Consider the following 23,895-nt stretch of genomic DNA (forward strand, 5'->3'; position numbering starts at 1 on the left):
GGCGGAGGCGGAACCCGGTCCGCGAGCCCGGTCCTCGCGTCCGGCCCACCAGCCTCGCCACCCGTCCGGTCCGCGGGCGCGCGGACCCGCGGGCCGCCGCGGCGGCGGCCGGAACGGCGGCCGGAACGGCGGCCCGAAGGCCGTACCGGCTGCCCGGCCGGTCCCCCCGCGGACGGCCGCACGCGCCGGGACCGTACGGCCCCGCCCGGCGGCGCGGTACCCGGTCGCGGCGGCCGCCGGACGGCGGGCAGGCGCCCGTCCCGGCCGGGTGCGGCGCGCCGGGCCCGGCCGTCGGCGCCCGTCCCGGCCGGGTGCGGCGCCACCGCCCGTGTCCGTTCGGGGCGGCCGGTACGCGCCAATGACGTCACCACCGCTCCGCCCCGGCAGCCGGGCTCCGGGGCTCCATGGCCGTCCCGGCGCACCGGCCCCACCGTGCGCGTACGGGTTCCGCACCCACCCGCCACACTTTCGCCGCACCGCCTCCACGGGAGGAACACTTTCGGTCGTTCCCGGAGCGGGACGCCGACGCGGGGCAGACGCCGCGCCCGCCCCTGTCTAGCCTCCCGGGGCATGCGATCACCCTTCACGAGACGCTTCGGTCTCACCGCCGTCCTCGCCCTCGCCCTGGCCGTCTTCGGCCTGGCCCCCTCCGCGACCGCCGCCGAACCGGCCCCCGCCGGGCTGACCTTCACCAGCGACGCCGCCACCACCACGCCGGGCGGCACGGTCAACCTGTCGATGACGCTGACGAACAACAAGACCTACGACCTCTGGTTCGTCTACCAGACCCTCGACCCCACGTGGCTGACCACGCAGCGCCCCGACCTGAAGTACGCCTTCACCGGGTGCAGCCTCGCCACGCCCACCGGCCCCACCCCCTGCTCCGGCACCGGCCGCACCGACCTCGGCGGCAACTACGGCACCCCCATCCCGCCCGGCCAGAGCCGGACCGTGACCCTGACGCTGCAGATCGCCCCCGACTCCGGCTGCAACGGCAACATCGGCTTCTACTCGTACTTCTACGCCGAGTTCAGCGACAGGACGAACGTCAGCGGCGGTCCGGTCTACACGCCCGAGACCCGCGTCCTCTGCGCCTGACGGACCGCGCCGGGCGAGGCGATGACCTGAAACCGACCTGCGGCGCCCGGTGAACCGGTCCGCGCCGGCGGCAGTCGCACCGGCGGGCCCCGACGGCCCGCCGGTGTGTCGTACCTCCCCCACCTGGGAGGACACCTCTCCCTCGGGCCGCCGCCCGGAACCGCCGCACCCCGCCGGGGCGCGAACCGCCGTCGCGGGAGGGCCGTCGCACGCCCGGTCTTTTCCGTCAGATTTCGCAAGATGGCCACAGGAACTACACGAGGGCATCACGATGTGACGCAACGGATACGACGGCGACCGGCCTCCGAGGGGAGCCGGCGCCGCGGGGGGTACGGCCGCTCCACGGAGCAGTACCCAACCCTGCTCTGGAGGGGACGGCACGCATGAAGCGGCCCATACGCACCACCCTGCTCACGGCGGGCGCACTCGTCGCCGCCCTGTGCACGCCGACCACGGCGGCACACGCCGGCACCCCGGCTCCCCGCATCGACCTGCGGGTGCTGGTGGTGAGCGACGGCGGCCCGGCCACCGACGCCATCGCGGCCGAACTCGACGCCACGGGAACGCCGTACACCGAGATCGACCTCACCCGGGCCGACCGGCCCGTGATCGACGCAGGCTACCTCGCGGACACCGTGGACGGCCGGGAGCGCGCCAGGTTCCAGGCCGTCGTCCTGCCCAACGACAACCCCTTCCCGGCGGGCTCCCCGGAGATGGCGGCGCTCGTGTCCTACGAGCGGGCCTACGGCATCCCGCAGGTCGACGCCTACACCTACGCCCGCCCCGAGGCCGGCCTGCAGTACCCGGTGTACGGCGGCTACTCCGGCGGGGTCGACGGCGTACAAGCCGAGGTGACCGACGCCGGCCGCTCGGGGCCGTTCGGCTACCTCGACGGCCCGGTGCCGTTCGAGGACAACTCCCCCACCGTGGGCGAGAGCTACGCCTACCTCTCGACGCCGGCCGCCGGTGCGGACTTCACCCCGTACGTCGAGGCGCCGATCCCGGGGACGACCAGGCGCGGCTCGCTGGTGGGCGAGTACCGGCACGACGGGCGGCGCGAGCTCGTCGTCACCTTCGTCTACAACCGGCACCAGCAGCAGTTCCGGCTGCTGGCCCGCGGCATCGTGCGGTGGATGACCGGCGGTGTGCACCTGGGCTCCTCCCGGAACTACTTCGCCGTGCACGTCGACGACGTCCTCGCCGCCGACGACCGCTGGAACTCCCGGCTCAACTGCACGCCCGGCGACGTCGACTGCGCGGACCCGAGCATCCCGCCCGACCCGATCCGCATGACGCCCCAGGACGTCGACCACGCCGTCGCCTGGCAGCGCAGGCACGGCTTCACCCTGGACTTCGCCTACAACGGCGCCGGCAGCGTCGACCACCGCCAGGACCACGGCGGCGCCGACCCGCTCGCCGACAGGCTCGTCGCCGAGCGCGGCGCGTTCCGCTGGATCAACCACACCTACACCCACGCCTTCCTCGGCTGCGAGCAGGACACCTCGGCGGTGCCCTGGCGGTGCGCCACCCACGCGGACGGAAGCACCAAGTGGGTCAGCCGGGAGGACGTCTCCGACGAGATCGCCCTCAACCGCGTCTGGGGCCGGACCGCCGGACTGCCCCTGGAGGACGACGAGCTGGTCACCGGGGAGCACTCCGGGCTGCGGGTGCTGCCCCAGCAGCCGGCCGACAACCCGAACCTGGCGCTCGCCCTGGGCGACAACCGCGTCTCCTGGCTCGCCTCGGACAACTCCCGCGAGCCCGGCCAGCGCCGGGTCGGCCCGGCGGTCACGGTCCCCCGCCACCCGATGAACATCTTCTACAACGCCGGGCGGGCGGCCGACCAGGTCGACGAGTACAACTGGATCTACACCAGCCGCGCGCAGGGCGGCAGCGGCATCTGCGAGGACAACCCGGCCACCACCACCTGCCTGCCCGCCCCGCTGGACACCGCCACCGGCTACGCCGACCACATCGTGCCGCTGGAGCGGCGGATCGCCCTCGGCCACGTCCTCGCCAACGACCCCAGGCCGCACTTCATCCACCAGTCGAACCTGGCCGAGGACCGCATCGCCTACCCCGTCCTGGACGGTGTCCTCACCTCCTACCGCGCGCTCTTCGCGGACGACACCCCGGTGGTCAACCTGCGGATGAGGGACATCGGGGAGGAACTGCGGCGGCGCGCCGCGTGGCGCGCCGCCGTACGGGACGGGAAGGTCGCGGCGTACCGGATCGGCGGGACCGTCACCGTCGAGGCGCCGGGCGGCACGGCGGTCCCCGCGACGGCCCCGGAAGGCACCGCGCGGGACGGCTCCGCCTTCGGCGAGTCCTACGCGGGCGCGCGGTCGGGCTGGACGTCCCCGGGGACCGCGCCGCTCGTCCTCACCCTGCCGGCCGCCGCCCCNGNCNNNGCCNCCCCGGACGGCGCCGCGCCGGCCACCGCCCCGGCGCCGTACGCCCGGGTGCCCGAGGGCGTGGCCGAGCCGGTCTCCCCCGCCCCGGCGGGCTGACCGCCGCACCGGCAGCGAGGTCCCGGCCGCCCGCCCGCGGCCGGGACCGGTACGACCACCCCCGCACTCCGGCCGTGGAGCACACCGATGCACCTTGTCCACGGCGCGCGGCGCTCCGGCGCGGCGCGCGTCACCCTGCTCACCGAAGGCACTTACCCGCACAGCCACGGCGGGGTGAGCGTCTGGTGCGACCAGCTCGTCACCGGCATGCCGGACGTCGACTTCGACGTCATCGCCGTCACCGGCACCGGGCGCGAGCCGGTCGTGTGGGACCTGCCGGGGCACGTCTCCGGCGTGCTCACGGTGCCCATGTGGGGCCAGCCCCCGCCGGGCCGCCCGCCGCGCGGCCGTTCCCGCAACCGGCTCGCCCGCGCCTACGAGCGGTTCCTGACCGCGCTGGTCGACCCCGGCGCGGAGGACGGTTTCGCGCCCGCCCTGTACCGCCTGGCGCGGGCGGCGGCGGACGGGCTGCTCGGCCCCTTCCTGCGGGGCGACGCGGCGGTGGGGATCCTGGCCTCCGTGTGGGTGCGCCCGGGGCTGGCCGTGCGCGAGGCGCGGCCGACCCTGCACGACGCGCTCACCGCCACCGCCCTGCTCGAACACGCCCTGCGCCCCCTGTCCGCGCCGCCGCCCGAGCACGGGGTCGCCCACGCCGTCAGCGGGGGCGTCGCCGTGCTGCCGGGGCTGGCGGCCCTCGAACGGCACGGCGTCCCGCTGCTGCTGACCGAGCACGGCGTGTACCTCCGCGAGCGCTACCTCGGCTACCGCACCGCCCCCTACCGCTGGCCGGTCAAGGCGGTGATCCTGGGCTTCTTCCGGCTGCTGGCGGAGGAGAGCTACCGCCGGGCGTCGCTGATCACCCCGGGCAACCGGTACAACCGGCTCTGGGAGGAGCAGGGCGGCGCCGACCCCGCGTCGATCCGCACCGTCTACAACGGCGTCGACCCCGCCGCCTTCCCCCCGGCCGGGCCGGAGCCCGAGGCCCCCACCCTCAGCTGGGCCGGGCGCGTCGACCCGATCAAGGACCTGGAGACCCTGATCCGCGCCTTCGCCCTCGTCCGGGCCGAGCTGCCCGCTGCGCGGCTGCGGTTGTTCGGCGGTACGCCCCGGGGCGGGGAGGGCTACCGGGAACGCTGCGAGGCCCTGGCTGCCGACCTGGGGCACGCCGACGCGGTGGCGTTCGAAGGACGTGTCGACGACATCAGGGACGCCTACGCCGCCGGGAACGTGGTGATGCTGTCCAGCATCAGCGAGGGCTTCCCGTTCACGCTGATCGAGGCCATGTCGTGCGGGCGGGCGACGGTCTCCACCGACGTGGGCGGCGTGCGGGAGGCCGTCGGCGACAGCGGGCTCGTGGTGCCGCCGCGCGACCCGGCCGCGATGGCCGCCGCGGCGCTGGAGCTGCTGCGCGACCCGGCGCGGCGCCGGGCGATGGGCGAGGCGGCCCGGCTGCGGGTCGTCGAGCAGTTCACCCTGCGCCGGACCATCGACACCTTCCGCTCCATCTACCAGGAGCTGTCGGCCGGGCGGACGGCCGCGCGGCAGCCGGACCTCCCCGCGGTCGGCCCGCTGCGGGCCGCCGGCCACCACCCGCCGGGAACGCGGCCCCCGGCCGGCGCGGAGACGAGGAGCGTGGCGCTGTGAGCGGACCGATGTCCCTGGAGCCGGGCGGCGCGGAGGGGGACACGCTGGCGCTGCGGCTCGCCGGGCCGCGCCGGCCCCGCCTCCTGCGGGGCGACGACAGCACCCTGGCCCTGCGGCTGCCGCGGCAGGTCCCGGACCGGGAGGCGGTCGCCCGGCTCGCCTCCGAGCTGGCCGACCGCATCGGCCCGGCCGTCCATCCGTACGAGGTGGCCGCGCTGCTGGAGGCCGAGGGGTTCTCCGCCGAGCTGATACGCGACCGGTACGGCCACCGGAACCTCTTCTCCCTCGCCTCGGCGCTGTACGAGGCGGTGCCGCGGTCCTTCCCCGAGCCGCCCGCCGCGCCCGACCCCTGGCGGCCGGACACGGCGCGGTGCCTGCTGCGGGGGGTGCTGTTCGCGCTGCCGGCCCTGGCGTACCTGCTCACCGCCCCGCTGTGGCGCGTCGACCGGCACGCCCCCGCGCTGATCGCGGCGGGGCTCGTCTCCTGGGCGTGGGGGCAGGCGCTGGGCCACCGCGCGCACCTGCGGCTGGTGGCGGGGCCCCGGGAGGCGGCCCGCACGCTGCTGACCGGGGCGGCGCTGGGCGCGGCGGCGGCCACGGGCGTCGCGGCGCTGGTCGCCGGGGGCGGGCCGGCGACCGCGGTCGCGGCGGCCCAGTCGCTATACCTGGCCTCGGCGGGGGTGCTGCTGGTGCTGGGCCGGGAGCGGCTGCTGCTGGCCGTGCTCGCTCCGCTGGCCGCCGGCGCCGCGGTGCTGCCGTGGTGGGAGCCCGGCCCCGTGCTGCGGGCCGGTCTGCCCGCGCTGGTGCTGTCGGCCTCGCTCGCCGCCGCGGCACGGGTCCTGCGGCCCGGCCTGGCCGCCCCGGCCGCCCCCGGGGGGCCGCGGCCGCGTCTGCGCGCCTCCCTCCCCTACGGCCTGTTCGGGCTGGCCGCGGCGGTGCTCGTCGTGCTGGAGGGCCTCCGGCACCCGTACGCGATGATCGCCCTGACCCTGAGCATGGGCCCGGCCGAGTGGCTCCTGTACCGCTACCGCGGCTGGTCGGTCGCCGCGCTGCGGCGCAGCGCGACGCCCGGGGCGTTCCTCCTCCGCTCGGCCGCCGTCCTCGCCCTGTGCCTGGCCGCCTACCTGGCGCCGCTGCTGCCCGCGGCGCTGCTCACCGGTTCCGACCCGGTCACGCTGCTGCCGCTCGCGGCGACCCTGTGGCTCGCGCTGCTCCTGCAGGCGTTCGGCGTGGCCTGGCCGCCGGCGGTGCTCTGCGCCCTGGCCGCGGGCTGCGCCGGGGCGGTCGTCCGGCTGGGCCTGCCACCGGGCCCGGCGGTGCTGCCCCTGGCCTGCGGCGCGGCCGCGGCGTGCCTGGCGGCCTGCGCCGTCCTCCTGCTCGGCAGGCCCTCACCGCACGCCTGACCGCCCGCGCGGCCCCGCCGCCGTACCGCGCCGGCACCGACCACGCCGCCCGTCCGCCCCACGGGACGCCGGCGCCCCAGCCGTACCACCAGACGAAGGGAACCGACCTTGACCTCCGCACCGCTCGCCGCCGTCACCGGAGCCGAAGGGTTCATCGGCTCGCACCTCACCGAGGCGCTCGTCGCCTCCGGACACCGCGTCAGGGCCATGGCCCAGTACAACTCGTTCTCCTCCTACGGCTGGCTGGAGACCCTGCCCGCCGACGTGCTCGACCAGGTCGAGGTCGTCCTCGGCGACGTGCGCGACCCCGGTTCGGTGCGCGGCCTGCTCGACGGCGCGGACTGCGCGTACCACCTCGCCGCGCTCATCGCGATCCCCTACTCGTACCGGGCCCCGCACAGCTACGTGGACACCAACGTCACCGGTACCCTCAACGTGCTGGAGGCGGCGCGCGCCCTGGGGACGCCGCGCCTGGTGCACACCTCGACCAGCGAGACGTACGGCACCGCGCGGACCGTGCCGATCACCGAGGACCACCCGATCAACACCCAGTCCCCGTACGCCGCGTCGAAGGCCGGCGGGGACCGGCTGGCCGACAGCTACCACGCCAGTTTCGGCACGCCCGTGGTGACGCTGCGGCCGTTCAACACCTTCGGGCCGCGCCAGTCGATGCGCGCGGTGATCCCGACCGTGATCGGCCAGGTGGCGGCCGGGCGGCGCACCCTCACCCTCGGCGACCTGCGCCCCACCCGGGACTTCACCTTCGTGGAGGACACCGCGCGGGCGTTCCTCGCGGTGGGCACCGCGCCGGCCGACCGGGTGGTGGGCCGGACCTTCAACGCCGGGACGGGCGGGGAGATCTCCGTCGGCGACCTGGTCGCGCTGATCGGCAAGGTCATGGACGCCCCGCTCGACGTGCGCGAGGACCCCGAGCGGCTGCGGCCCGCGGCCTCGGAGGTGATGCGGCTCGTCGCCGACGCGACCCGGCTGACGGCGGCGACCGGCTGGCGCCCCCTCCGCTCGCTGGAGGAGGGGCTCGCGCGGACCGTGGAGTGGTTCGGCGACCCGGCCAACCTGGCCCGCTACAAGACCGGCATCTACAACATCTGACCCCACGGAACGCACCCGCAGGAGGCATCCCATGCACGCAGTGATCATGGCCGGAGGAAAGGGCGTGCGGCTGCGGCCGTACACCACCGCCCTGCCCAAGCCGCTCGTCCCCATCGGCGACCAGCACGCCATCCTGGAGATCGTGCTGCGCCAGCTGTCCGCGGCCGGCTTCACCCGCTGCACCCTCGCCATCGGCCACCTCGGCGAGATCATCCGCGCCTACGTGGGCGACGGTTCGCAGTGGGGCATGAGCGTCGACTACGCCACCGAGGAGAGCCCGCTGGGCACCATGGGCCCGCTGCTCGCCCTCCGCGAGCGCCTGCCGGAGACCTTCCTGGCCATGAACGGCGACGTGCTCACCGACCTCGACTACGCCGACGTGCTGCGCCGGCACGAGGAGACGGGCGCACCCCTGACCATCGCCACCCACGCCCGCAAGGTGCACATCGACTTCGGGGTGCTGACGACGGACGCGAGCCGGGTCGTCGCCTTCACCGAGAAGCCCAGCATCGACTACCGGGTGTCCATGGGCGTCTACGGCGTCTCGCGGTCCACGCTGGAGGACTACACGCCCGGCCTGCCCCTGGGCTTCGACGAGCTGGTGCTGGACCTGCTCGCCGCCGGGCGCCCGCCGTACGCCTACGACTTCGACGGCTACTGGCTGGACATCGGCCGCCCCGACGACTACGACCGGGCCAACGCGGAGTTCACCAGCCGCAGGTCGCTCCTACTCAAGGGAGCCTGAACGCACATGCGCATCCTCGTTCTCGGCGCCACCGGCTACCTGGGCGGTCACGTCGCCGGACAGCTGCGCGCCCTGCCGGGCACGCGGGTGGTCCTCGGCGGCCGCTCGGGGGCCGAGGTCCCCGTCGACCTCGCGTCGGACCGCCCGGAGGCCCTGGCGGAGGCGCTGGCACGGGTCGCGCCCGACGCCGTCGTCAACTGCGCGGGGGCGACCGGCGGCGACGCCGTCACCCTCGCGGAGGTGAACGCCCGCGGTCCCGCCGTGCTCTGCGCGGCCCTGCGGGAGGCCGCGCCCGCGGCCCGCCTGGTCCACCTGGGGTCGGCCGCCGAGTACGGTCCCGGCACGCCCGGCCGGCGGGTGGCGGAGTCGGCGGCGACCCGCCCGGCCGCCCCGTACGGCGCGACCAAGCTGGCCGGCACCGTGGCGGTGACCTCGTCGGGCCTGGACGCGGTGGTGCTGCGGGTGGGCAACCCGGTGGGCCCGGGGGCACCGGCCGGGGGGCTGCCCGGCCGGGTCGCCGCCCTGCTCGCCGACGCCGGGGACGACCCGGACGCGGCCCTGCGGCTCGGCGACCTGTCCGCCCACCGCGACTTCGTGGACGTACGCGACGTGGCGCGGGCGGCGCTGCTCGCGGCCACCGCGCCGGGCGGCCTCCCGCCGGTCCTCAACATCGGCGGCGGCGACGCGGTCCCGGTGCGGGAACTGGTGCGGCGGCTGGCGGACACGGCCGGTTTCCGGGGGCGGATCGTCGAGGAGGGCGGGNGGCGGCTCCGCGCGGTCCGGGCGCGTGTCGTGGCAGTGCTCCGACGTCACCGCCGCCCGCGAGGCCCTCGGCTGGGAGCCGTCCCGCTCCCTCGGCGAGTCGCTGGCGGCGCTGTGGGCGGCCGCGGGCCGCCCCCGCCGCCCCGGAGGGGTGCCGGCGCGATGAGCCTCCTGGTCCCCCTGTACGTCCACCCGGCCGAGGACCCGGCCGCGTGGCAGCGGCTCGCCGCCCGCGCCGACCGCGTCCACGCCGTCGTCCTGAACCCCGCGAGCGGTCCGGGCCGCTCGCCCGATCCGGCGTTCGCCGCCGCGGCCGGGGCGCTGCGCGCGGCGGGGGCCCGGCTGCTGGGCTACGTCGACACGGACTACGGTTCGCGCGACCCCGGGGAGGTCGTCGCCGACCTGCGCAGGCACCGGGAGTGGTACGCGGTGGACGGCTGCTTCCTGGACCGGGTGACCGCCGGGGCGCACGGGCTGCCCGCCTGCCGCCGCCTGGTGCGGTCCGCCCGCCGGCTCGGTGCCTCGACCGTCGTCCTCAACCCGGGCGTCCACCCCGCTCCCGGCTATATGCGGCTCGCCGACCTGACCGTCACCTTCGAGGGGCCCTGGTCCACGTACGTGTCGGCGTTCAGCCGCCCCCCGTGGGCCGTGCGGCAGCCGCCCGAGCGGCTCTGCCACCTCGTCTACGGGGTGCCCGGGCCGCTGGTGCCGCTCGCCGTGCGCACCGCGCGCGAACGGGGCGCGGGGGTGTGCGGGCCGGTGACGGGCGGGCCGCCCAACCCCTGGTCCGGGCTGACGCCCGCGCTGGCCGAGGCGGACCGGTGAGGCGGTTCGCCGGTGTCCTCGCCGCCGTCCTGGCCCTGGCGGCCGTCCTCGCCGGGTGCTCCGGCGGCCACCGGGACGCCGACGGGACGCCCGTGCGCGCCGTGTGGCGGCCGCGCCCCGGGCTGGCCTGGCAGTGGCAGCTCGACGGCAGGGTGGACCCGTCCGTCGACGTGCCCGTCTACGACATCGACGGCTTCGAGAACACCGCCTCCGACGTGGCGCGCCTGCACCGGGAGGGGCGCAGGGTGATCTGCTACGTCAACGTCGGCGCCTGGGAGGACTTCCGCCCCGACCGGCACGCCTTCCCCCGCTCGGTCCTGGGCAGGGCCAACGGCTGGCGCGGTGAGCGGTGGCTGGACATTCGGCGGGTGTCGGTCCTGCGCCCCCTCATGGAGCGCCGGTTCGACATGTGCCGGGACAAGGGGTTCGACGCGGTGGAGCCCGACCTCGTCGAGGGTTTCACGGAGGACACCGGCTTCCCCCTGACGGCGGACGACCAGCTCCGCTACAACCGGATGATCGCGGACATCGCGCACGAGCGCGGCCTGGCGGTGGGCCTCAAGAACGACCTGGCGCAGATCCCGCAGCTGCTGGACCACTTCGACTTCGCGGTCAACGAGGAGTGCGCGCAGTACGGCGAGTGCGCGCTGCTCGGGCCGTTCACCGCGGCGGGCAAGGCGGTGTTCCACGTGGAGTACACGGGGTCCACGGCCGGTTTCTGCCCGGTGGCCAGGGAGCTGCGGCTGTCGTCGATGCTCAAGAAGCCGGAGCTGGACGCCTGGCGCAGGCCCTGCTGACCGCCTGGCGCAGGCCCTGCTGACCGCCTGGCGCAGGCCCTGCTGACCGCCTGCCGCGCGGCGGGCGGGCCCTCCCGCGCACCGCCCGCGGGAGGGCCCGTCCGTCCGGGGCATCGGCTCAGTCGAGGCGGCGGTGGTCCTCCTCGGTCCACTTGGCGGTGTCGCGGGGCTTCACGTACGGCTCCTCGGATTCGGGGTGTCCGCCGTCGATGGCGCGCTGGCGGGCCATCTCCGCGTCGAACTCCAGGCCGAGCAGGATCGCGAGGTTGGTGATCCACAGCCACACCAGGAAGACGATGACGCCGGCCAGGGTGCCGTAGGTCTTGTTGTAGGAGGCGAAGTTCGCGACGTACAGGGCGAAGCCGGCGGAGGCCGCCATCCACAGCAGCAGCGCCAGGAAGCTGCCGGGGGTGATCCACCTGAACCCGCGGCCCTTCGCGTTGGGCGCGGCCCAGTACAGGAGTGCGATCATGATGGTGACCAGCAGGACCAGGACCGGCCACTTGGCGATCGACCACACCGTCAGCGCGGTGTCCCCGATGCCCAGCGCGTTGCCGGCCTTCTGGGCGAGGGGCCCGGTGAACACCACGATCAGGGCGCTGACCACCGCCAGCACCATCAGGACCACGGTCAGGACCAGGCGCAGGGGCAGGACCTTCCAGGCGGGGCGTCCCTCGGGCATGTCGTAGACGGCGTTGGAGGTGCGGATGAACGCGGCGATGTAGCCGGAGGCCGACCACACCGCCAGCGCCAGGCCCACCAGGGCCATGAGCGACCCGGTGCCGCTGCCCTGCAGCTGCTGCACGGCGTTGGAGATGATGTCCCGGGCGGGGCCGGGGGCGAGCTTCTGCAGGTTGTCCATCACCTGCTGGACGGCGGACTTGCCCGCGATGCCCAGCAGGGACACCAGCACCAGCAGGGCGGGGAAGAGCGAGAGGACGCCGTAGTAGGTCAGGGCCGCGGCCCGGTCGGTGAGTTCGTCGTCCTTGAACTCCGCGACCGTGCGCTTCAGCACCGCCCGCCACGACTGCTTCGGCATCTCGGACAGCTCGTCCGGCGCTTTGCGTTCCACTTCGGGGGCCGGTCCGGGACCGGGCGCCCGGTGGGCACCGCCTTCACTGTCCGTAGCGCCCCGGTGCCGCTCGGAACCGCTCTGGGCAGGGCTGTTGCGGTGCTCGTCTGGTTGTGATGTCGATGCCATGCCAGATGGGTAACCGCCCTCGCGGGACCGAAAACAGATTCCCCATACACATGCTTTGCAGGTTCTCCGGCCGTACCGGCGGGCCGGAGCGGAGCCGCCACCGCACGCCGGGCCCTCCCGCCACCGCGGCGCGCGGGCGGGAGGGCCGGGGCATGAGCGGTCCGGGTGGGCCGGCGCCCGGTCGCGATCCGGTACGGAGCCGGACAGGCACGGGGGCGCCTCCGCGGTGGTGGGGCCCGCGGGGGCGCCCCCGGAAGCGGGATCCGCNGGGGCGGACNCTGNNGTGGGGNGNNTNNGGTGNGNNNNGGCNGGGAGGGCGCACCAGGGGGCGCGACCGGAGGCGCGACTGGGAAGCGGTTCCCGTCGCGCCGGGTGGTCAGCCCGGCGTCGCCGCCCGGGGGGTCCGGTGTCCGGGGGCGCTCGTCGCCGTGGAGTCGCCCTCCGCCCCCGTGGAGGGGGCGGGCCCGGCCCGGCCCGTGCGGGAGTGCCGGCGCGGTTCCCCCGAGCCGGGTCCGGAGCGACGGCGGCCGGTGCGGTGGCGGGTCTTCTCCGATCGGGTGGTCATCGAAAGGTGCTCCCTTCGTCGGGACGCCCTTCCCGGCGGTGTCGCCGCCGGTCGGGGCGTCGGGTCCACGGCGCGCACCGCCTGCGGTCCCGGGCGCGCCCGTCTCCGCCGGGAGCGCCGCGCCCGCATCCCCCGGCCGGGCGCGGCGCTCACCGGTGGGCCCCCGTCACCCCGGGCCGTCGTGCGGGCGCCTCCACCCGCCCGTCGCCCGGGACGCGCCGGGTGCGGGCGGACCCTCCGGTGGTACCCGGCGCCACGGGCGCGGGTCGCGCCGGAGGCGGGGAGCCGGTCCGGGCGACCGCCCTCCCGCCGCCGGGGTCGCCGGTGCGGGAGACGCGGTGGCGCCGGAACCGGTGCGGACGGGCCGGTGCGGTGCCCGTGGGCACGGCGGCCGTCGGGACTACCGTGCCGACGGGGGGAACGGATGGCGGTGCGCGTGCGTCACATGTTCGTCCTCGTCGTCCGGGCGGGTCTCGTCACGGTGGTTCCGGACGGAGGCGGTGCGCGCCCTCCCGTGGGCGGGCGCGCAGGCCCTCCGCCGGTTCCCACTTTCACAGGCCGGGCCGGGACGCCGCCATGGGTACAACTGCGTAGGGAAGCGGGAGGATCGTGTCGCGTCTGCACACGAGTGACTACGAGGCGATGCTGGACCTGGCCGTCGGCGTGCTGCGCACGCACGACTCCGAGGAGCTGTGGCGCCTGGTCGTCCAGGAGTTGCTGCGGGCCCTCGACGCGGCGGTCGTCGTGGACAAGGACTCCGAGTGGAGCCCGCACAGCGGTTCCGTGGGGTTCTGGCGCCCGCAGGACCGCACCCGGCGGCTCCGGTTCTCGACGGTCGCCGAGGACGGCGCCCTGCACCGCATCAGGGCCGGTTACCCGTTCGCGGGCCACTACCTGCGGGTGCCGTGCGACCGGGCTCCGCGCACCGCGGGGGAACTCGCGGGCGAGGCCGCCTGGTTGCGCAGCCAGACGGCACGGGCGACGCGTGCGGTGTTCGGCACGCGGCACGCGCTGGCACTGCCCCTGACGGCGCCCGGCACCGGCGGTCCGGTGCGCGGGTTCATCGTCCACCGCGACGGCCGGGACTTCTCCGACCCCGAACGCCGGTACGCCGCCCGGGTCCAGCCCCTCCTCTCGGCGGCCGCGGCCCAGCGCCACCTGCTGGCCCGGCACCGGCCGGCGCCGGACCGGGCCGCCGGACCAAGCGCCCCGCCCGCGCCGGCCCCGTCGCCCTCGCCGGTCCCGCCCGCCGAGTACGGGCTGACGCCGCGGGAGCACGCCGTCCTGCTCACCCTCGCCGAGGGCCTTCCCGCGACGGCGATGGCCCGCCGCCTGGGCATATCGGCCCGCACCGTGCACAAGCACCTGCAGAACCTCTACCGCAAGCTCGGTACGGCCGACCGCCTCGGCGCGGTCCTGCGCGCCCAGCAGGCCGGCCTCCTGCCCGCTTCCGGCTCGGGGGACGCCACGGAGACCCGCCGGGCGTAGTGAGGCGGTTCCGGGCACCGGGCAGCCGGTGACGGATCCGAACCGCCGGCGGATCCGAACCGGCGGGGCCGGCGCCGGGAGGGAGTGCGCGGTGGAGCCCGTCGGCTCAGGTGCCGAGTGCGTGGCCGGTCGTCGACTCCACGTGGTCGGGGAGTTCGTCGTGGCGGTCGCCCACGCTCGGTGTCCCGGCGGGCTCGACCATGAGGATCGCGGCGCCCGACGGGGCGTACGGCTTGTGCTCCGTGCCCCGGGGGACGGTGAAGACCGCCCCCCGGGGGAGCAGGACCGTGCGCTCCCCGCCCGGTTCGCGCAGGGAGATGCGCAGTTCGCCTTCGAGTACCAGGAAGAACTCGTCGGTGTCGTCGTGGACGTGCCAGACGTGTTCGCCCCCGACCTTGGCGACGCGGACGTCGTAGCCGTTCACGCGCGTGACGATACGGGGGCTCCACAGGGCGTCGAAGGAGGCCAGGGCTTCGGCGAGGAGGACGGGTTCGCTGTTCATGCGTCCACCCTGGGCGGTTTCGCACGGCGGGCGTGAGTGCTAGGAATCGCATATGGCGAAAGGATCCTCGCACGCGGTCCGCCCGGAGGGCCTGCACCGGGTCGTCGTGGTCGTGGACGAGGACTCCAACCCCTTCGAACTCGGCTGCGCGATCGAGGTGTTCGGCCTGCGCAGACCGGAGATCGGCCGCGACCTCTACGACTTCGCACTGTGCTCCCCCGAGCCCCGCACCCCGATGCGGGACGGGTTCTTCACCCTCACGGGCGTCGCCGACCTGGAGGCGGCCGACACGGCGGACACCCTGATCGTCCCCAACCGCCCGGACGTCGAGGCGCCTCACCACCCCGCCGTGCTCGATGCCGTCCGGCGGGCGCACGCACGCGGCGCGCGCCTGATCGGTCTGTGCAGCGGCGCGTTCACCCTGGCCGAGGCCGGGGTCCTCGACGGGCGCCGGGCCACGGCCCACTGGCAGTGGGCGGATTCCTTCCGGGCCCGCTTCCCCTCCGTCCGGCTCGAACCGGACGTGCTGTTCGTGGACGACGGCGACGTCCTCACCGCCGCGGGGAGCGCGGCCGCGCTCGATCTCGGGCTGCACGTCGTCCGCCGCGACCACGGGGCGGAGGTCGCCGGCTCCGTGAGCCGGCGGCTGGTGTTCGCGGCGCACCGGGACGGCGGGCAGCGGCAGTTCGTGGAGCGGCCCGTGCCCGACCTGCCGGACGAGTCCCTCGCCCCCGTCCTGGCCTGGGCCCAGGAGCGGCTGGACGCACCGCTCACCGTGTCCGGCCTCGCGGCACGCGCGGCGGTCAGCCCGGCGACGCTGCACCGCCGCTTCCGGGCGCAACTGGGCACGACGCCGCTGGCGTGGCTCACGGGGGAACGGCTTTCCCTCGCGTGCCGGTTGATCGAGCGGGGCGAGTCCCGTTTCGAGGTGGTCGCGCGGCGCAGCGGGCTCGGCACCGCCGCCAACCTGCGCACGGTGATGCGCCGCGCGACCGGCATCACCCCGTCGGCGTACCGGCGCCGGTTCGGGCCGGCGGCGGACTGACGGCGGGCGCCCCCCTCGGCCGAACCGCGAGGACGTGCTCCGCGCTGCGCCCCCCGGCCGCCCGCCTTACCGGGCGGACCGGACCGGTGCCCCGGCGGCCGGGCCCGTCCGGGCCGCCTCCCGTACGACGCGGTGGCGGCGGACCGGCAGGCCGAGGGTCGGGTGGGCGACGCCCCAGGCGGCGCCCTTGCAGACCAGTTCCTTGTAGCGGGCGGCGAACCGGCCGGTCAGGACCGTGTCGACGGCGCGGTCGTCGGCGGTGACGTACTGGATCAGCCCGTCCGCGCGGCCCAGCGAGACGCACTGGTTGAAGTAGCGGATCGACACGGCCGGGACCTTCCCGCCGGTGAGGCGTGCCGCGATGGCGTCGGCGGCCTGCCACGCGGTGGGGACGCCCGTGGCGCACGACATCCGCAGCGGCCTGCCGCCGGGGCCCGTCACCAGGGCCGCGTCTCCGATGGCGTACACGTCCGGGTGCGAGACCGAGCGCATGGTCCCGTCGACCGCGATCCGGCCCGCGCCGTCGACCTCCAGGGCGGTGGCCCGGGCGATCGGGTGGACCGCGAAGCCGGTGGTCCACACGGTGACGGCGGCCGGTACGGCCCGGCCGCCGGCGGTGGTGACGCGGTCGGCCTCGACACCGGTGACGGCGGTGTGCTCGTGCACGGTGACGCCGAGCCTGCCGAGAACCCTCCGCAGGTGCCCGCGCCCCTTGTCCGAGAGCCCGTCGCCGAGGCCGCCGCGGGTGACCAGGTGGACGGCGAGGTCCGGGCGGGCCTCGGCGATCTCGGTGGCGGCCTCCAGGCCGGTGAGGCCGCCGCCGACGACGGCCACGGCCTGCCCGGCGCCCAGTTCCGCCAGGCGCCCGCGCAGGCGGAGCGCCCCGGCCCGGCTCGCGATCTCGTGGGCGTGCTCGGCCGCGCCGGGGACGCCCTGGTCGTCCCAGCCGCTGCCGAGGGCGTACACCAGGGTGTCGTACGGCAGTTCCCCGGCACCGCCGTCCGCGTCGGCGACGGCGACGGTCCTGCGGTCGACGTCGACACCGGTGACCCGGGCGCGCCTCGGTTCGACCGCGGTGCCCGCGAAGATCTCGCCGAAGGACCGGGGCCTCAGCTCCCGGCCGGCGGCGAGCTGGTGCAGCCGGACGCGTTCGACGAAGTCGGGCTCGGCGTCGACGACGGTGACGGCGACGTCGTCGGGGTGGAGCCGCCTGGCGAGGCGGCCGGCGGCGGCGGCACCGGTGTAGCCGGCGCCGAGGACGATGATGCGGTGCTGCATTCCCTGCTCCTGTCTGCGCGGGTCCGCCCTCCGTGACGGGCGGTTGCGCCCCTTGAACCGGGCAGCCCCGCGTTTCCTGACAGGAACCCGATGTGAAGCACGTCACATCGGCCCGGCGGTGTCCCGCGCCCGGTCAGAAGGCGCGGAGCAGGGGCTCCCCGCGGTCGGCGGCCGTCCACACCGCGGTCGCGCGCACCAGCTTGTCGGGGTTGGCCTGGCTGCGGAGGGCGGTGATGCCCTCGGCGGTGACCTCCGGGCACAGGACGCCGACGACCCGGCCCCCGGCGACCACCACGACGGCGGGGCCGCCGTTGGCGGTCGCGAGGTGGACCTCCGCCGGGCCTCCGACCACGGCCCGCTTGGCCGGGCTGGGCCTGAACAGGCCCCGCATGAGCTTCGCGACCGCGAGGGCGCCCTCCAAGGGCCTGGTGCGGGCCGGGACCTTCCCGCCGCCGTCGCCGATCGCGACGGCGTCCTCGGTGAGCAGCCTCAGCAGCGGCTCGATCCTCCCACCGGTGGCCGCCGTGAGGAACTCCTCGACGATCCGCCGGGCGGCGGCCTCGTCGACCCCGGGCCGGGCCCTCCTGCCGTCCGCCACGTGCTTCCTGGCGCGGTGGAGGAGCTGCTGGCTGGCCGACTCGGTGATGTCGAGGATCGCGGCGATCTCCCGGTGCGGGTAGTCGAAGGCCTCCCGCAGCACGTACACCGCCCGCTCGGCGGGAGACAGCCGCTCCATGAGGGCGAGGACCGCGTACGAGACCGACTCGCGCCGCTCGGCGGTGTCGGCCGGACCGAGCATCGGGTCGCCGTCGAGCAGCGGTTCGGGGAGCCACTGCCCCACGTAGGTCTCGCGCCGCGCGCGGGCCGAGGCGAGCTGGTTGAGGCAGAGGTTGGTGAGCACCTTCGTCAGCCACGCCTCGGGGACCTCGACGCGCTCGGCGTCGGCGGCCTGCCAGCGCAGGAAGGTCTCTTGCACGGCGTCCTCGGCCTCGGCCGCGGAGCCGAGGAGGCGGTAGGCGATCGCCCCCAGGCGGGGCCTCGCGGCCTCGAAGCGGTCCACGTCGTCCACGGTCGGCGGCATGGCCCGGATCCTATCCGGGCGGCGCGGGGCCTCCCGGGGGTCCCCGGGGCCCGGGACCCGCCTACCGGTCGCCGCCCGGCCGCCGGGCCGCCGGCGGCCGGATCGTCCGCCTGCCGGGTGCGCTGTGCCATGGCGACCGCCTTTCGGGAGGGTTCCGCGCCCGGTGCGGGGCCGGTCGGCGAGGACGTCGAAGTCGGCGTGCGGGGGCCTCTGGTGACGGCCGGCCACCCGGACGGGGAACTTACCGCCGATCACCGTGTGGAGGACAGAACCCGGCTCCCGGCGGGGTCCGGGTCCCGGCGGCGCGGGCGGTGTCCCGCCCCGGGTCCGGCCCCGCCCGGCCGCCGGGCACCGCCCGCCGCGTCGGTGTGCCGCGTCACGGACTCGGCGGCGCGGTGGTGAACCTGCGCCGCCAGGCGAGGGAGACGTACACCAGGGCGATGAGGACGGGCACTTCGATGAGCGGTCCGACGACGCCGGAGAGGGCCTGGCCGGAGGTGACGCCGAAGGTGGCGACGGCGACCGCGATGGCGAGCTCGAAGTTGTTGCCGGCGGCGGTGAAGGCGAGGGTGGCGGTGCGGTCGTAGGCGAGGCCGAGGGCCTTGCCGAGCGCGAAGGTGCCGAACCACATCACCGCGAAGTACACCAGCAGCGGCAGCGCGATCCGGGCGACGTCCCAGGGCTGCGAGGTGATCGTCCTGCCCTGGAGGGCGAAGAGGACGACGATCGTGAACAGCAGCCCGTACAGCGCCCACGGGCCGATCCGGGGAAGGAAGCCGGACTCGTACCCCTCCCGGCCCATCCTCCGCTCACCGATGCGGCGCGTCAGGAACCCGGCCAGCAGCGGGACGCCGAGGAAGACGGCGACGTTCCAGGCGATCTCCCCCGTCGAGACGCCCAGGCGCTCGCCGTCGCCCAGGCCGAGCCAGCCGGGCAGCAGGTCGAGGTAGAACCAGCCGAGCAGCCCGAACGCGAGGACCTGGAAGACCGAGTTCAGCGCGACGAGGACGGCGGCGGCCTCCCGGTCGCCGCAGGCCAGGTCGTTCCAGATGATCACCATGGCGATGCAGCGGGCAAGTCCCACGATGATCAGCCCGGTGCGGTACTCGGGCAGGTCCGGCAGGAAGACCCACGCCAGCGCGAACATCACCGCGGGGCCGACGACCCAGTTGACGACCAGGGAGGAGACCATCAGCCTCCGGTCGCCGGTGACGGCGTCCAGCCTGTCGTAGCGGACCTTCGCCAGCACCGGGTACATCATGACCAGCAGGCCGAGCGCGATCGGCAGGGAGATCCCGCCGACCTCCACCCTCGCCAGCGCGTCGTCCAGGTCCGGGACCGCCCGCCCCAGCCCGAGGCCGGCGGCCATGGCGGCGAGGATCCACACGGCGAGGTAGCGGTCGAGCGTGGAGAGCCCGGCGGCGACGGACGGCTCCCGGGGCGTCGCGGGGGCTTCGGTGCGGGTCACGGGCAGGCCCTCTTGTTGTCGGCGGCGGTACGGGCCTGTTCGGCCAGGTCGGCGAACTGCCCGGCGAGCTGGGCGATGACGTCGGGGCGGAGCCTGTAGTAGGTGAAGCGTCCGCACGGCTCGGTCTCGACGACCCCGGCCTCGCGCAGGACTCTCAGATGGTTGGAGAGGTTGGTCTGCTTCGCGCCGGTCTCCTCCACCAGGTGGGTGGTGCACAGCGTCTCGCGGGCCAGCAGGGTCACGATCCGGAGCCTGAGCGGGTCGGCCAGCACCCGGATCAGGTCAGCGTCGACTGACGTCATCATGGACTGATACTGTCACATCACCCGACGCTGATACCAGCCGGGGCTGACCCGCGGGCCCGTCGAAGGGGTCCTCGCGGGCCCGCCTCCCCCGGCCGCCCGACCACGGGCCGGGCCGGAAACCGCCCGCCGGAGCCGGACGACGGCACCGGCCCCGCACCGCCCGCCGCCCGCACCGCCCTCCACCCGCCACCCGCACCCGCACCCGCACCCGCACCAGGAAGGAAGAACGCATGTCCTCCGCTCCGCTCGCCTCCGTGCTGTTCGTCTGCGTCCACAACGCCGGCCGCTCCCAGATGGCCGCCGGCTTCCTCCGGCACCTCGCGGGCGACCGCGTCGAGGTGCGCTCCGCCGGCTCCGCACCCGGCGACCGGGTCAACCCCGCCGCCGTCGAGGCCATGCGGGAGGTCGGCGTCGACATCTCCGCCGCCGAGCCGAAGGTCCTGACCCCCGAGGCCGTCCGAGCCTCCGACTACGTCGTCACCATGGGCTGCGGCGACTCCTGCCCGGTCTTCCCCGGCAGGGAGTACCTCGACTGGGCCCTGGAGGACCCGGCCGGCAAGGGCGTCGAAGCCGTCCGCCCGATCCGCGACGAGATCAGGAACCGCGTCGAGGCCCTCGTCGCCGAGATCGACGGCCGGCGGGGGACACCGGCCCCGTGAGCCGGCCGGAACGGGCGCGAGCCCCTCGCCGGCCCCCCGCCCCACCCGGCACCCCTTTCGGCGCTCCGGCCCGATGCGCCCCTCGACGCCGCCCCGCCCGGCGCGCCGCCCGCGCCCGGTCCGTATCCGTCCGGCCGCGGTCGCCGCGCACCGGCCCGGACCGCACCCGCGGCTCCCGGCNNGNNNCGGGGCGCCGGCCCGCCTCCCGCCGCCGCGGCGGCGCCCCCGTCCGGACNNCCCCGTTCCCGCGGGAACGTCCGGGCGGGCACAGGCCGGGAGGGCGGTCGCCGCGGAATCCCGCCCGCGGGCGTGTAGCACCGGGGAAGCGGACCACTCGGAGGGCGGGAGGGGACCGGGGGCCACGGGTGAGGAAGGGAGCAGGTCGTGGAGCGCACACCGCCCGAGGGCACCGCGGAGATCCTGTTCGTCGGGAACGCCACCGTGCTGATCCGCTACGGGGAGCTGACGCTGCTGACGGATCCGAACTTCCTCCACCGCGGGCAGCGGGCCCACCTCGGGTACGGCCTGGTGTCGCGGCGGTTGACCGAGCCGGCCGTCGACGTCGCGGACCTGCCCCACGCGGACCTGGACGCCGTGGTCCTGTCCCACCTGCACGGCGACCACTTCGACCGGGTGGCCCGGCGCGGACTGGACCGGGGCCTGCCGTTCGTGACCACCCCGCACGCCTGCCGCCTGCTGAGGGGCCTGTACGGCTTCCGCCGCGCCACCGGCCTGCGCACCTGGCAGAGCCGCACCCTGCGGCACGGGGACTCCTCGGTGCGCGTCACCTCGCTGCCCGGCCGCCACGCCCCCGGCCCCTTCCGGTTGCTGCTGCCGCCGGTGATGGGCAGCCTGCTGGAGTTCGGCGACCGCTCGGGGGAGACCCGGCTGGTCCTCTACCTGTCCGGCGACACCCTGTTCCACGCCGGTCTGCGGGAGATCGCCGAGCGGTGTCCGGACATCCACCTGGCCGTCCTGCACCTGGGCGGGACGACGCTGCCCGGCGGGCTGGTCGTCACCATGGACGCCGGGCAGGGAGCGGACCTGCTGGACCTGCTGCGCCCGCGCCGGGCCCTGCCCGTCCACTACGACGACTACACGGTCTTCCGCTCCCCGCTGGAGGACTTCCTCGACGAGGCCCGGCGCCGCGGCCACGGGGCCCGCCTGCTGCGGTGCGCTCCGGGCGAACGGGTGACCGTCGGGCCGGAGGCCGCGGCCTGACCGGAGGCGCCCCGAAGCCGCACCGGCCCGCCACGGGGCCGCACGCCCCGCCCGCACCGTCTCCCGCCGGGCACCCGGGCCGGTCCGGAACCCGCCGCCGCGCCCCTGCCACCGGCGCCCCGCGTCCGTGCCGTTCCCGGCGCCGCGCCCGCGGAGCGCTCCACCGGTGCCGCGGCGCGGCCTCCCCGCCCCTTCCGGAAAACGGCGCTTCCGGACGGGGATGCGCCCCTTCCGCGAGACGGCCCGTCCGGGAGAGCGCCCGTCGGGCACCACGCCCGTTCGGGTGAACCGGAAGGCCCTCCCACCGCGGAGCACCGCGCCCGCGGGCGCGACACCCGTCCAGCGGGGAACCCGCGCCGGGAGCGAAGACGTAGGCTCGTGCCCGAATGCCCCGAATGTCCCGGACGGCTTCGGACGAGGACGTCCCCGACCCGCGCAACAGGCCGGCCCGGCCGCCGTTCTGCGCACTGGGAGAGAATCATGAGCACCACGACCTTGGCGGACGGCGGTCGGCCCGACACCGGCGGGCCCGCGTCGCCGTACATCACGGCCACCTTCCGGATCCGCCGCTTCGACCCCGAGGTGTCGGACGAGGCGTTCTGGCAGGACTTCCGGATCGAGATCGACCCGAAGGAGCGCGTGCTCGACGGCCTCCACAAGATCAAGTGGGACGTGGACGGCTCGCTGGCCTTCCGCCGCTCCTGCGCGCACGGCATCTGCGGCTCCGACGCCATGCGGATCAACGGCAGGAACCGGCTCGCGTGCAAGACCCTGATCAAGGACGTCACACCGGACGAGCCCATCGTGGTCGAGCCGCTGAAGGCGCTGACCGTGATGAAGGACCTGATCGTGGACATGGAGCCGTTCTTCCAGGCGTACCGGGACGTGATGCCGTTCCTGGTCACGTCCGGGAACGAGCCGACCCGCGAGCGGCTGCAGTCCCCGGAGGACCGGGAGCGCTTCGACGACACGACGAAGTGCATCCTGTGCGCCGCCTGCACCTCCTCCTGCCCGGTGTTCTGGAACGACGGGCAGTACTTCGGCCCGGCCGCGATCGTCAACGCCCACCGCTTCATCTTCGACTCGCGCGACGAGGCGGCGGAGCAGCGTCTGGAGATCCTCAACGGGGAGGACGGCGTGTGGCGCTGCCGCACCATTTTCAACTGCACGGACGCCTGCCCGCGCGGCATCGAGATCACCAAGGCGATCTCCGAGGTCAAGCGCGCGCTGATCACGCGCCGCTACTGACCCCCGGGTACGGACCGCCCGGCCGCCGCGGGCGTGGGCCGCACCCCCGCGCCGCCGCGGCGGCCCGCGNCCCGGGCCGGCCCCGGGCGGGCGGTCCCCCGGCGCCGGCGGTCCCCGGCGGAGGCTTCAGACGGCCTTTCCGGGAAACCCGGCTGGCGTCAGCCGACGGCTGACGCATCGACGCACGCGGACGCCATGCGAGGAGGCACCATGAGTGACGGGCAGATGGGCGACGACGTCTACCAGCCGACCGGGAGCAACGAGGAGCAGGAGGACGCCGCTCCGCTCGACCTTCAGGACGCGCTGCAGGAGCGGACGTACGACGACATGCTCGACGAGGGGTACTCGCCGCCGGAGAGGCCGCTGGGCGTCACCAAGCACGGTACGACGGCGGCGGAGCAGCACGAGGGCGAGTCCCTGGACGAGCGCCTGGCCCAGGAGGTCCCGGACGTGGCGCCGCCGGTGGGGGACGGCCTGGGGGACCTGCCCGGAGGCGAGGGCGAGCTGATGGACCCGGAGGCCGGCGGCGAACGCGCGGGCCGCCTCACCGCCCCGGACGAGGGCGCCCGTTCGGACACCACCAAGGAACTCGTCGCCGACGACCACGGGATCGACGCGGGCGCCGCGAGCGCGGAGGAGGCCGCGGTCCACGTGGTCGGGGACGACCTGCCGTCGGACACGGACCGCGACGGCTCCGACTGACCGCGCCCCCCGCCCGTCGGCGGCCGGCCCCGGCCTCCGGGGCCGGCCGCCGACGGGCGGATCAGCAGCCGCGCCGCGTGCACCGCACGGCCAGCCACACGACGCCCAGGCAGGCCCCCGCCGCGGCGAGGACCCGGCCGCGCGTCACCCGGGTGCCGGCGGGGAGGAGGTCCCTCACCCGGTCGAGGGCGCTCAGGGGGACGCCCAGCAGGGCGTTGGCCGGCGGCCGCCGGGGCAC

The 23,895-nt window shown here is 75.9% G+C and carries 21 protein-coding genes and 1 pseudogene; 16 read left to right on the plus strand and 6 right to left on the minus strand.

The window, feature by feature from the left end; genetic code table 11:
• The first annotated feature begins 570 nt into the window (after nt 1-570).
• The 10 genes and pseudogenes from MW084_RS00475 to MW084_RS00520 all read left to right on the plus strand — a co-directional run bounded on the left by MW084_RS00475 (nt 571) and on the right by MW084_RS00520 (nt 10,894).
• Nucleotides 571-1,098, plus strand: a complete 528-nt coding sequence (locus tag MW084_RS00475; protein WP_010468248.1) for a hypothetical protein — start codon at nt 571-573, stop codon at nt 1,096-1,098.
• Nucleotides 1,099-1,481: 383 nt separating this feature from the next.
• On the plus strand, nt 1,482-3,502 hold a 2,021-nt coding region (locus MW084_RS00480; RefSeq protein ID WP_275563394.1), incomplete at its 3' end, for a hypothetical protein.
• A gap of 193 nt (nt 3,503-3,695) precedes the next feature.
• A complete protein-coding gene (gene pelF, locus MW084_RS00485; RefSeq protein WP_010468246.1) occupies nt 3,696-5,252 on the plus strand; it encodes a GT4 family glycosyltransferase PelF in 1,557 nt (518 codons plus the stop codon).
• Nucleotides 5,249-6,655: a hypothetical protein gene (locus MW084_RS00490; protein ID WP_029553255.1), complete on the plus strand. Its 1,407-nt coding sequence runs from the start codon at nt 5,249-5,251 to the stop codon at nt 6,653-6,655. Before pelF ends, MW084_RS00490 begins: the two co-directional genes overlap by 4 nt.
• Before the next feature lie 108 nt (nt 6,656-6,763).
• Nucleotides 6,764-7,765 (plus strand): GDP-mannose 4,6-dehydratase, encoded by a 1,002-nt coding sequence (locus MW084_RS00495; RefSeq protein WP_010468244.1) that lies wholly within the window; start codon nt 6,764-6,766, stop codon nt 7,763-7,765.
• A 31-nt stretch (nt 7,766-7,796) separates the two neighbouring features.
• Nucleotides 7,797-8,510, plus strand: coding sequence for a sugar phosphate nucleotidyltransferase (locus tag MW084_RS00500; protein WP_010468243.1), 714 nt, complete (start codon nt 7,797-7,799; stop codon nt 8,508-8,510).
• 6 nt (nt 8,511-8,516) lie between these two features.
• The coding region (locus MW084_RS00505) for an SDR family oxidoreductase (RefSeq protein ID WP_275563396.1) at nt 8,517-9,272 on the plus strand (756 nt) is incomplete at its 3' end.
• A 1-nt stretch (nt 9,273) separates the two neighbouring features.
• Nucleotides 9,274-9,438 (plus strand): annotated as a pseudogene (locus MW084_RS00510) (NAD-dependent epimerase/dehydratase family protein); the annotation flags it as partial.
• Nucleotides 9,435-10,097, plus strand: a complete 663-nt coding sequence (locus MW084_RS00515) for a spherulation-specific family 4 protein (RefSeq protein ID WP_029553254.1) — start codon at nt 9,435-9,437, stop codon at nt 10,095-10,097. The pseudogene MW084_RS00510 and the gene MW084_RS00515, both read left to right, overlap by 4 nt.
• A complete protein-coding gene (locus tag MW084_RS00520) occupies nt 10,094-10,894 on the plus strand; it encodes an endo alpha-1,4 polygalactosaminidase (protein WP_010468240.1) in 801 nt (266 codons plus the stop codon). The genes MW084_RS00515 and MW084_RS00520 overlap by 4 nt, the downstream gene beginning before the upstream one ends.
• A gap of 118 nt (nt 10,895-11,012) precedes the next feature.
• On the opposite strand, the gene MW084_RS00525 is transcribed toward MW084_RS00520, so the two are convergent.
• A complete protein-coding gene (locus MW084_RS00525) occupies nt 11,013-12,095 on the minus strand; it encodes a YihY/virulence factor BrkB family protein (protein WP_039828637.1) in 1,083 nt (360 codons plus the stop codon).
• A gap of 1,174 nt (nt 12,096-13,269) precedes the next feature.
• Between MW084_RS00525 and MW084_RS00530 the strand changes: the two genes are divergently transcribed.
• Nucleotides 13,270-14,148, plus strand: a complete 879-nt coding sequence (locus MW084_RS00530; RefSeq protein WP_010468236.1) for a helix-turn-helix transcriptional regulator — start codon at nt 13,270-13,272, stop codon at nt 14,146-14,148.
• Nucleotides 14,149-14,254: 106 nt separating this feature from the next.
• On the opposite strand, the gene MW084_RS00535 is transcribed toward MW084_RS00530, so the two are convergent.
• Nucleotides 14,255-14,650, minus strand: coding sequence for a cupin domain-containing protein (locus MW084_RS00535; RefSeq protein WP_010468234.1), 396 nt, complete (start codon nt 14,648-14,650; stop codon nt 14,255-14,257).
• A 52-nt stretch (nt 14,651-14,702) separates the two neighbouring features.
• Between MW084_RS00535 and MW084_RS00540 the strand changes: the two genes are divergently transcribed.
• Nucleotides 14,703-15,695, plus strand: a complete 993-nt coding sequence (locus MW084_RS00540) for a GlxA family transcriptional regulator (RefSeq protein ID WP_010468233.1) — start codon at nt 14,703-14,705, stop codon at nt 15,693-15,695.
• A gap of 66 nt (nt 15,696-15,761) precedes the next feature.
• Here MW084_RS00540 and MW084_RS00545 read toward each other — a convergent pair whose 3' ends face one another.
• The 4 genes from MW084_RS00545 to MW084_RS00560 form a co-directional block, all read right to left on the minus strand.
• Complete coding sequence (locus MW084_RS00545) at nt 15,762-16,973, minus strand: NAD(P)/FAD-dependent oxidoreductase (protein WP_010468232.1); 1,212 nt, start codon at nt 16,971-16,973, stop codon at nt 15,762-15,764.
• Between the two features lie 133 nt (nt 16,974-17,106).
• Entirely contained in the window at nt 17,107-18,054 is a 948-nt protein-coding gene (gene sigJ / locus MW084_RS00550; RefSeq protein ID WP_010468228.1) for an RNA polymerase sigma factor SigJ, read from the minus strand.
• Nucleotides 18,055-18,430: 376 nt separating this feature from the next.
• Nucleotides 18,431-19,522: an ACR3 family arsenite efflux transporter gene (arsB, locus tag MW084_RS00555; protein ID WP_010468227.1), complete on the minus strand. Its 1,092-nt coding sequence runs from the start codon at nt 19,520-19,522 to the stop codon at nt 18,431-18,433.
• Nucleotides 19,519-19,827, minus strand: a complete 309-nt coding sequence (locus tag MW084_RS00560) for an ArsR/SmtB family transcription factor (protein WP_010468226.1) — start codon at nt 19,825-19,827, stop codon at nt 19,519-19,521. Before MW084_RS00560 ends, arsB begins: the two co-directional genes overlap by 4 nt.
• A 230-nt stretch (nt 19,828-20,057) precedes the next feature.
• Here MW084_RS00560 and MW084_RS00565 point away from each other — a divergent pair, with 230 nt between their 5' ends.
• The 4 genes from MW084_RS00565 to MW084_RS00580 all read left to right on the plus strand — a co-directional run bounded on the left by MW084_RS00565 (nt 20,058) and on the right by MW084_RS00580 (nt 23,657).
• Complete coding sequence (locus MW084_RS00565; RefSeq protein WP_010468225.1) at nt 20,058-20,486, plus strand: arsenate reductase ArsC; 429 nt, start codon at nt 20,058-20,060, stop codon at nt 20,484-20,486.
• Nucleotides 20,487-20,870: 384 nt separating this feature from the next.
• Entirely contained in the window at nt 20,871-21,707 is an 837-nt protein-coding gene (locus MW084_RS00570) for an MBL fold metallo-hydrolase (RefSeq protein ID WP_010468224.1), read from the plus strand.
• Between the two features lie 480 nt (nt 21,708-22,187).
• Nucleotides 22,188-22,955 (plus strand): succinate dehydrogenase iron-sulfur subunit, encoded by a 768-nt coding sequence (locus MW084_RS00575; protein WP_010468223.1) that lies wholly within the window; start codon nt 22,188-22,190, stop codon nt 22,953-22,955.
• A 210-nt stretch (nt 22,956-23,165) separates the two neighbouring features.
• Nucleotides 23,166-23,657, plus strand: a complete 492-nt coding sequence (locus MW084_RS00580) for a DUF5709 domain-containing protein (protein ID WP_029553253.1) — start codon at nt 23,166-23,168, stop codon at nt 23,655-23,657.
• The last annotated feature ends 238 nt before the right edge of the window (nt 23,658-23,895 follow it).

The organism is Streptomyces sudanensis, from assembly GCF_023614315.1.
Taxonomy (GTDB): domain Bacteria; phylum Actinomycetota; class Actinomycetes; order Streptomycetales; family Streptomycetaceae; genus Streptomyces; species Streptomyces sudanensis.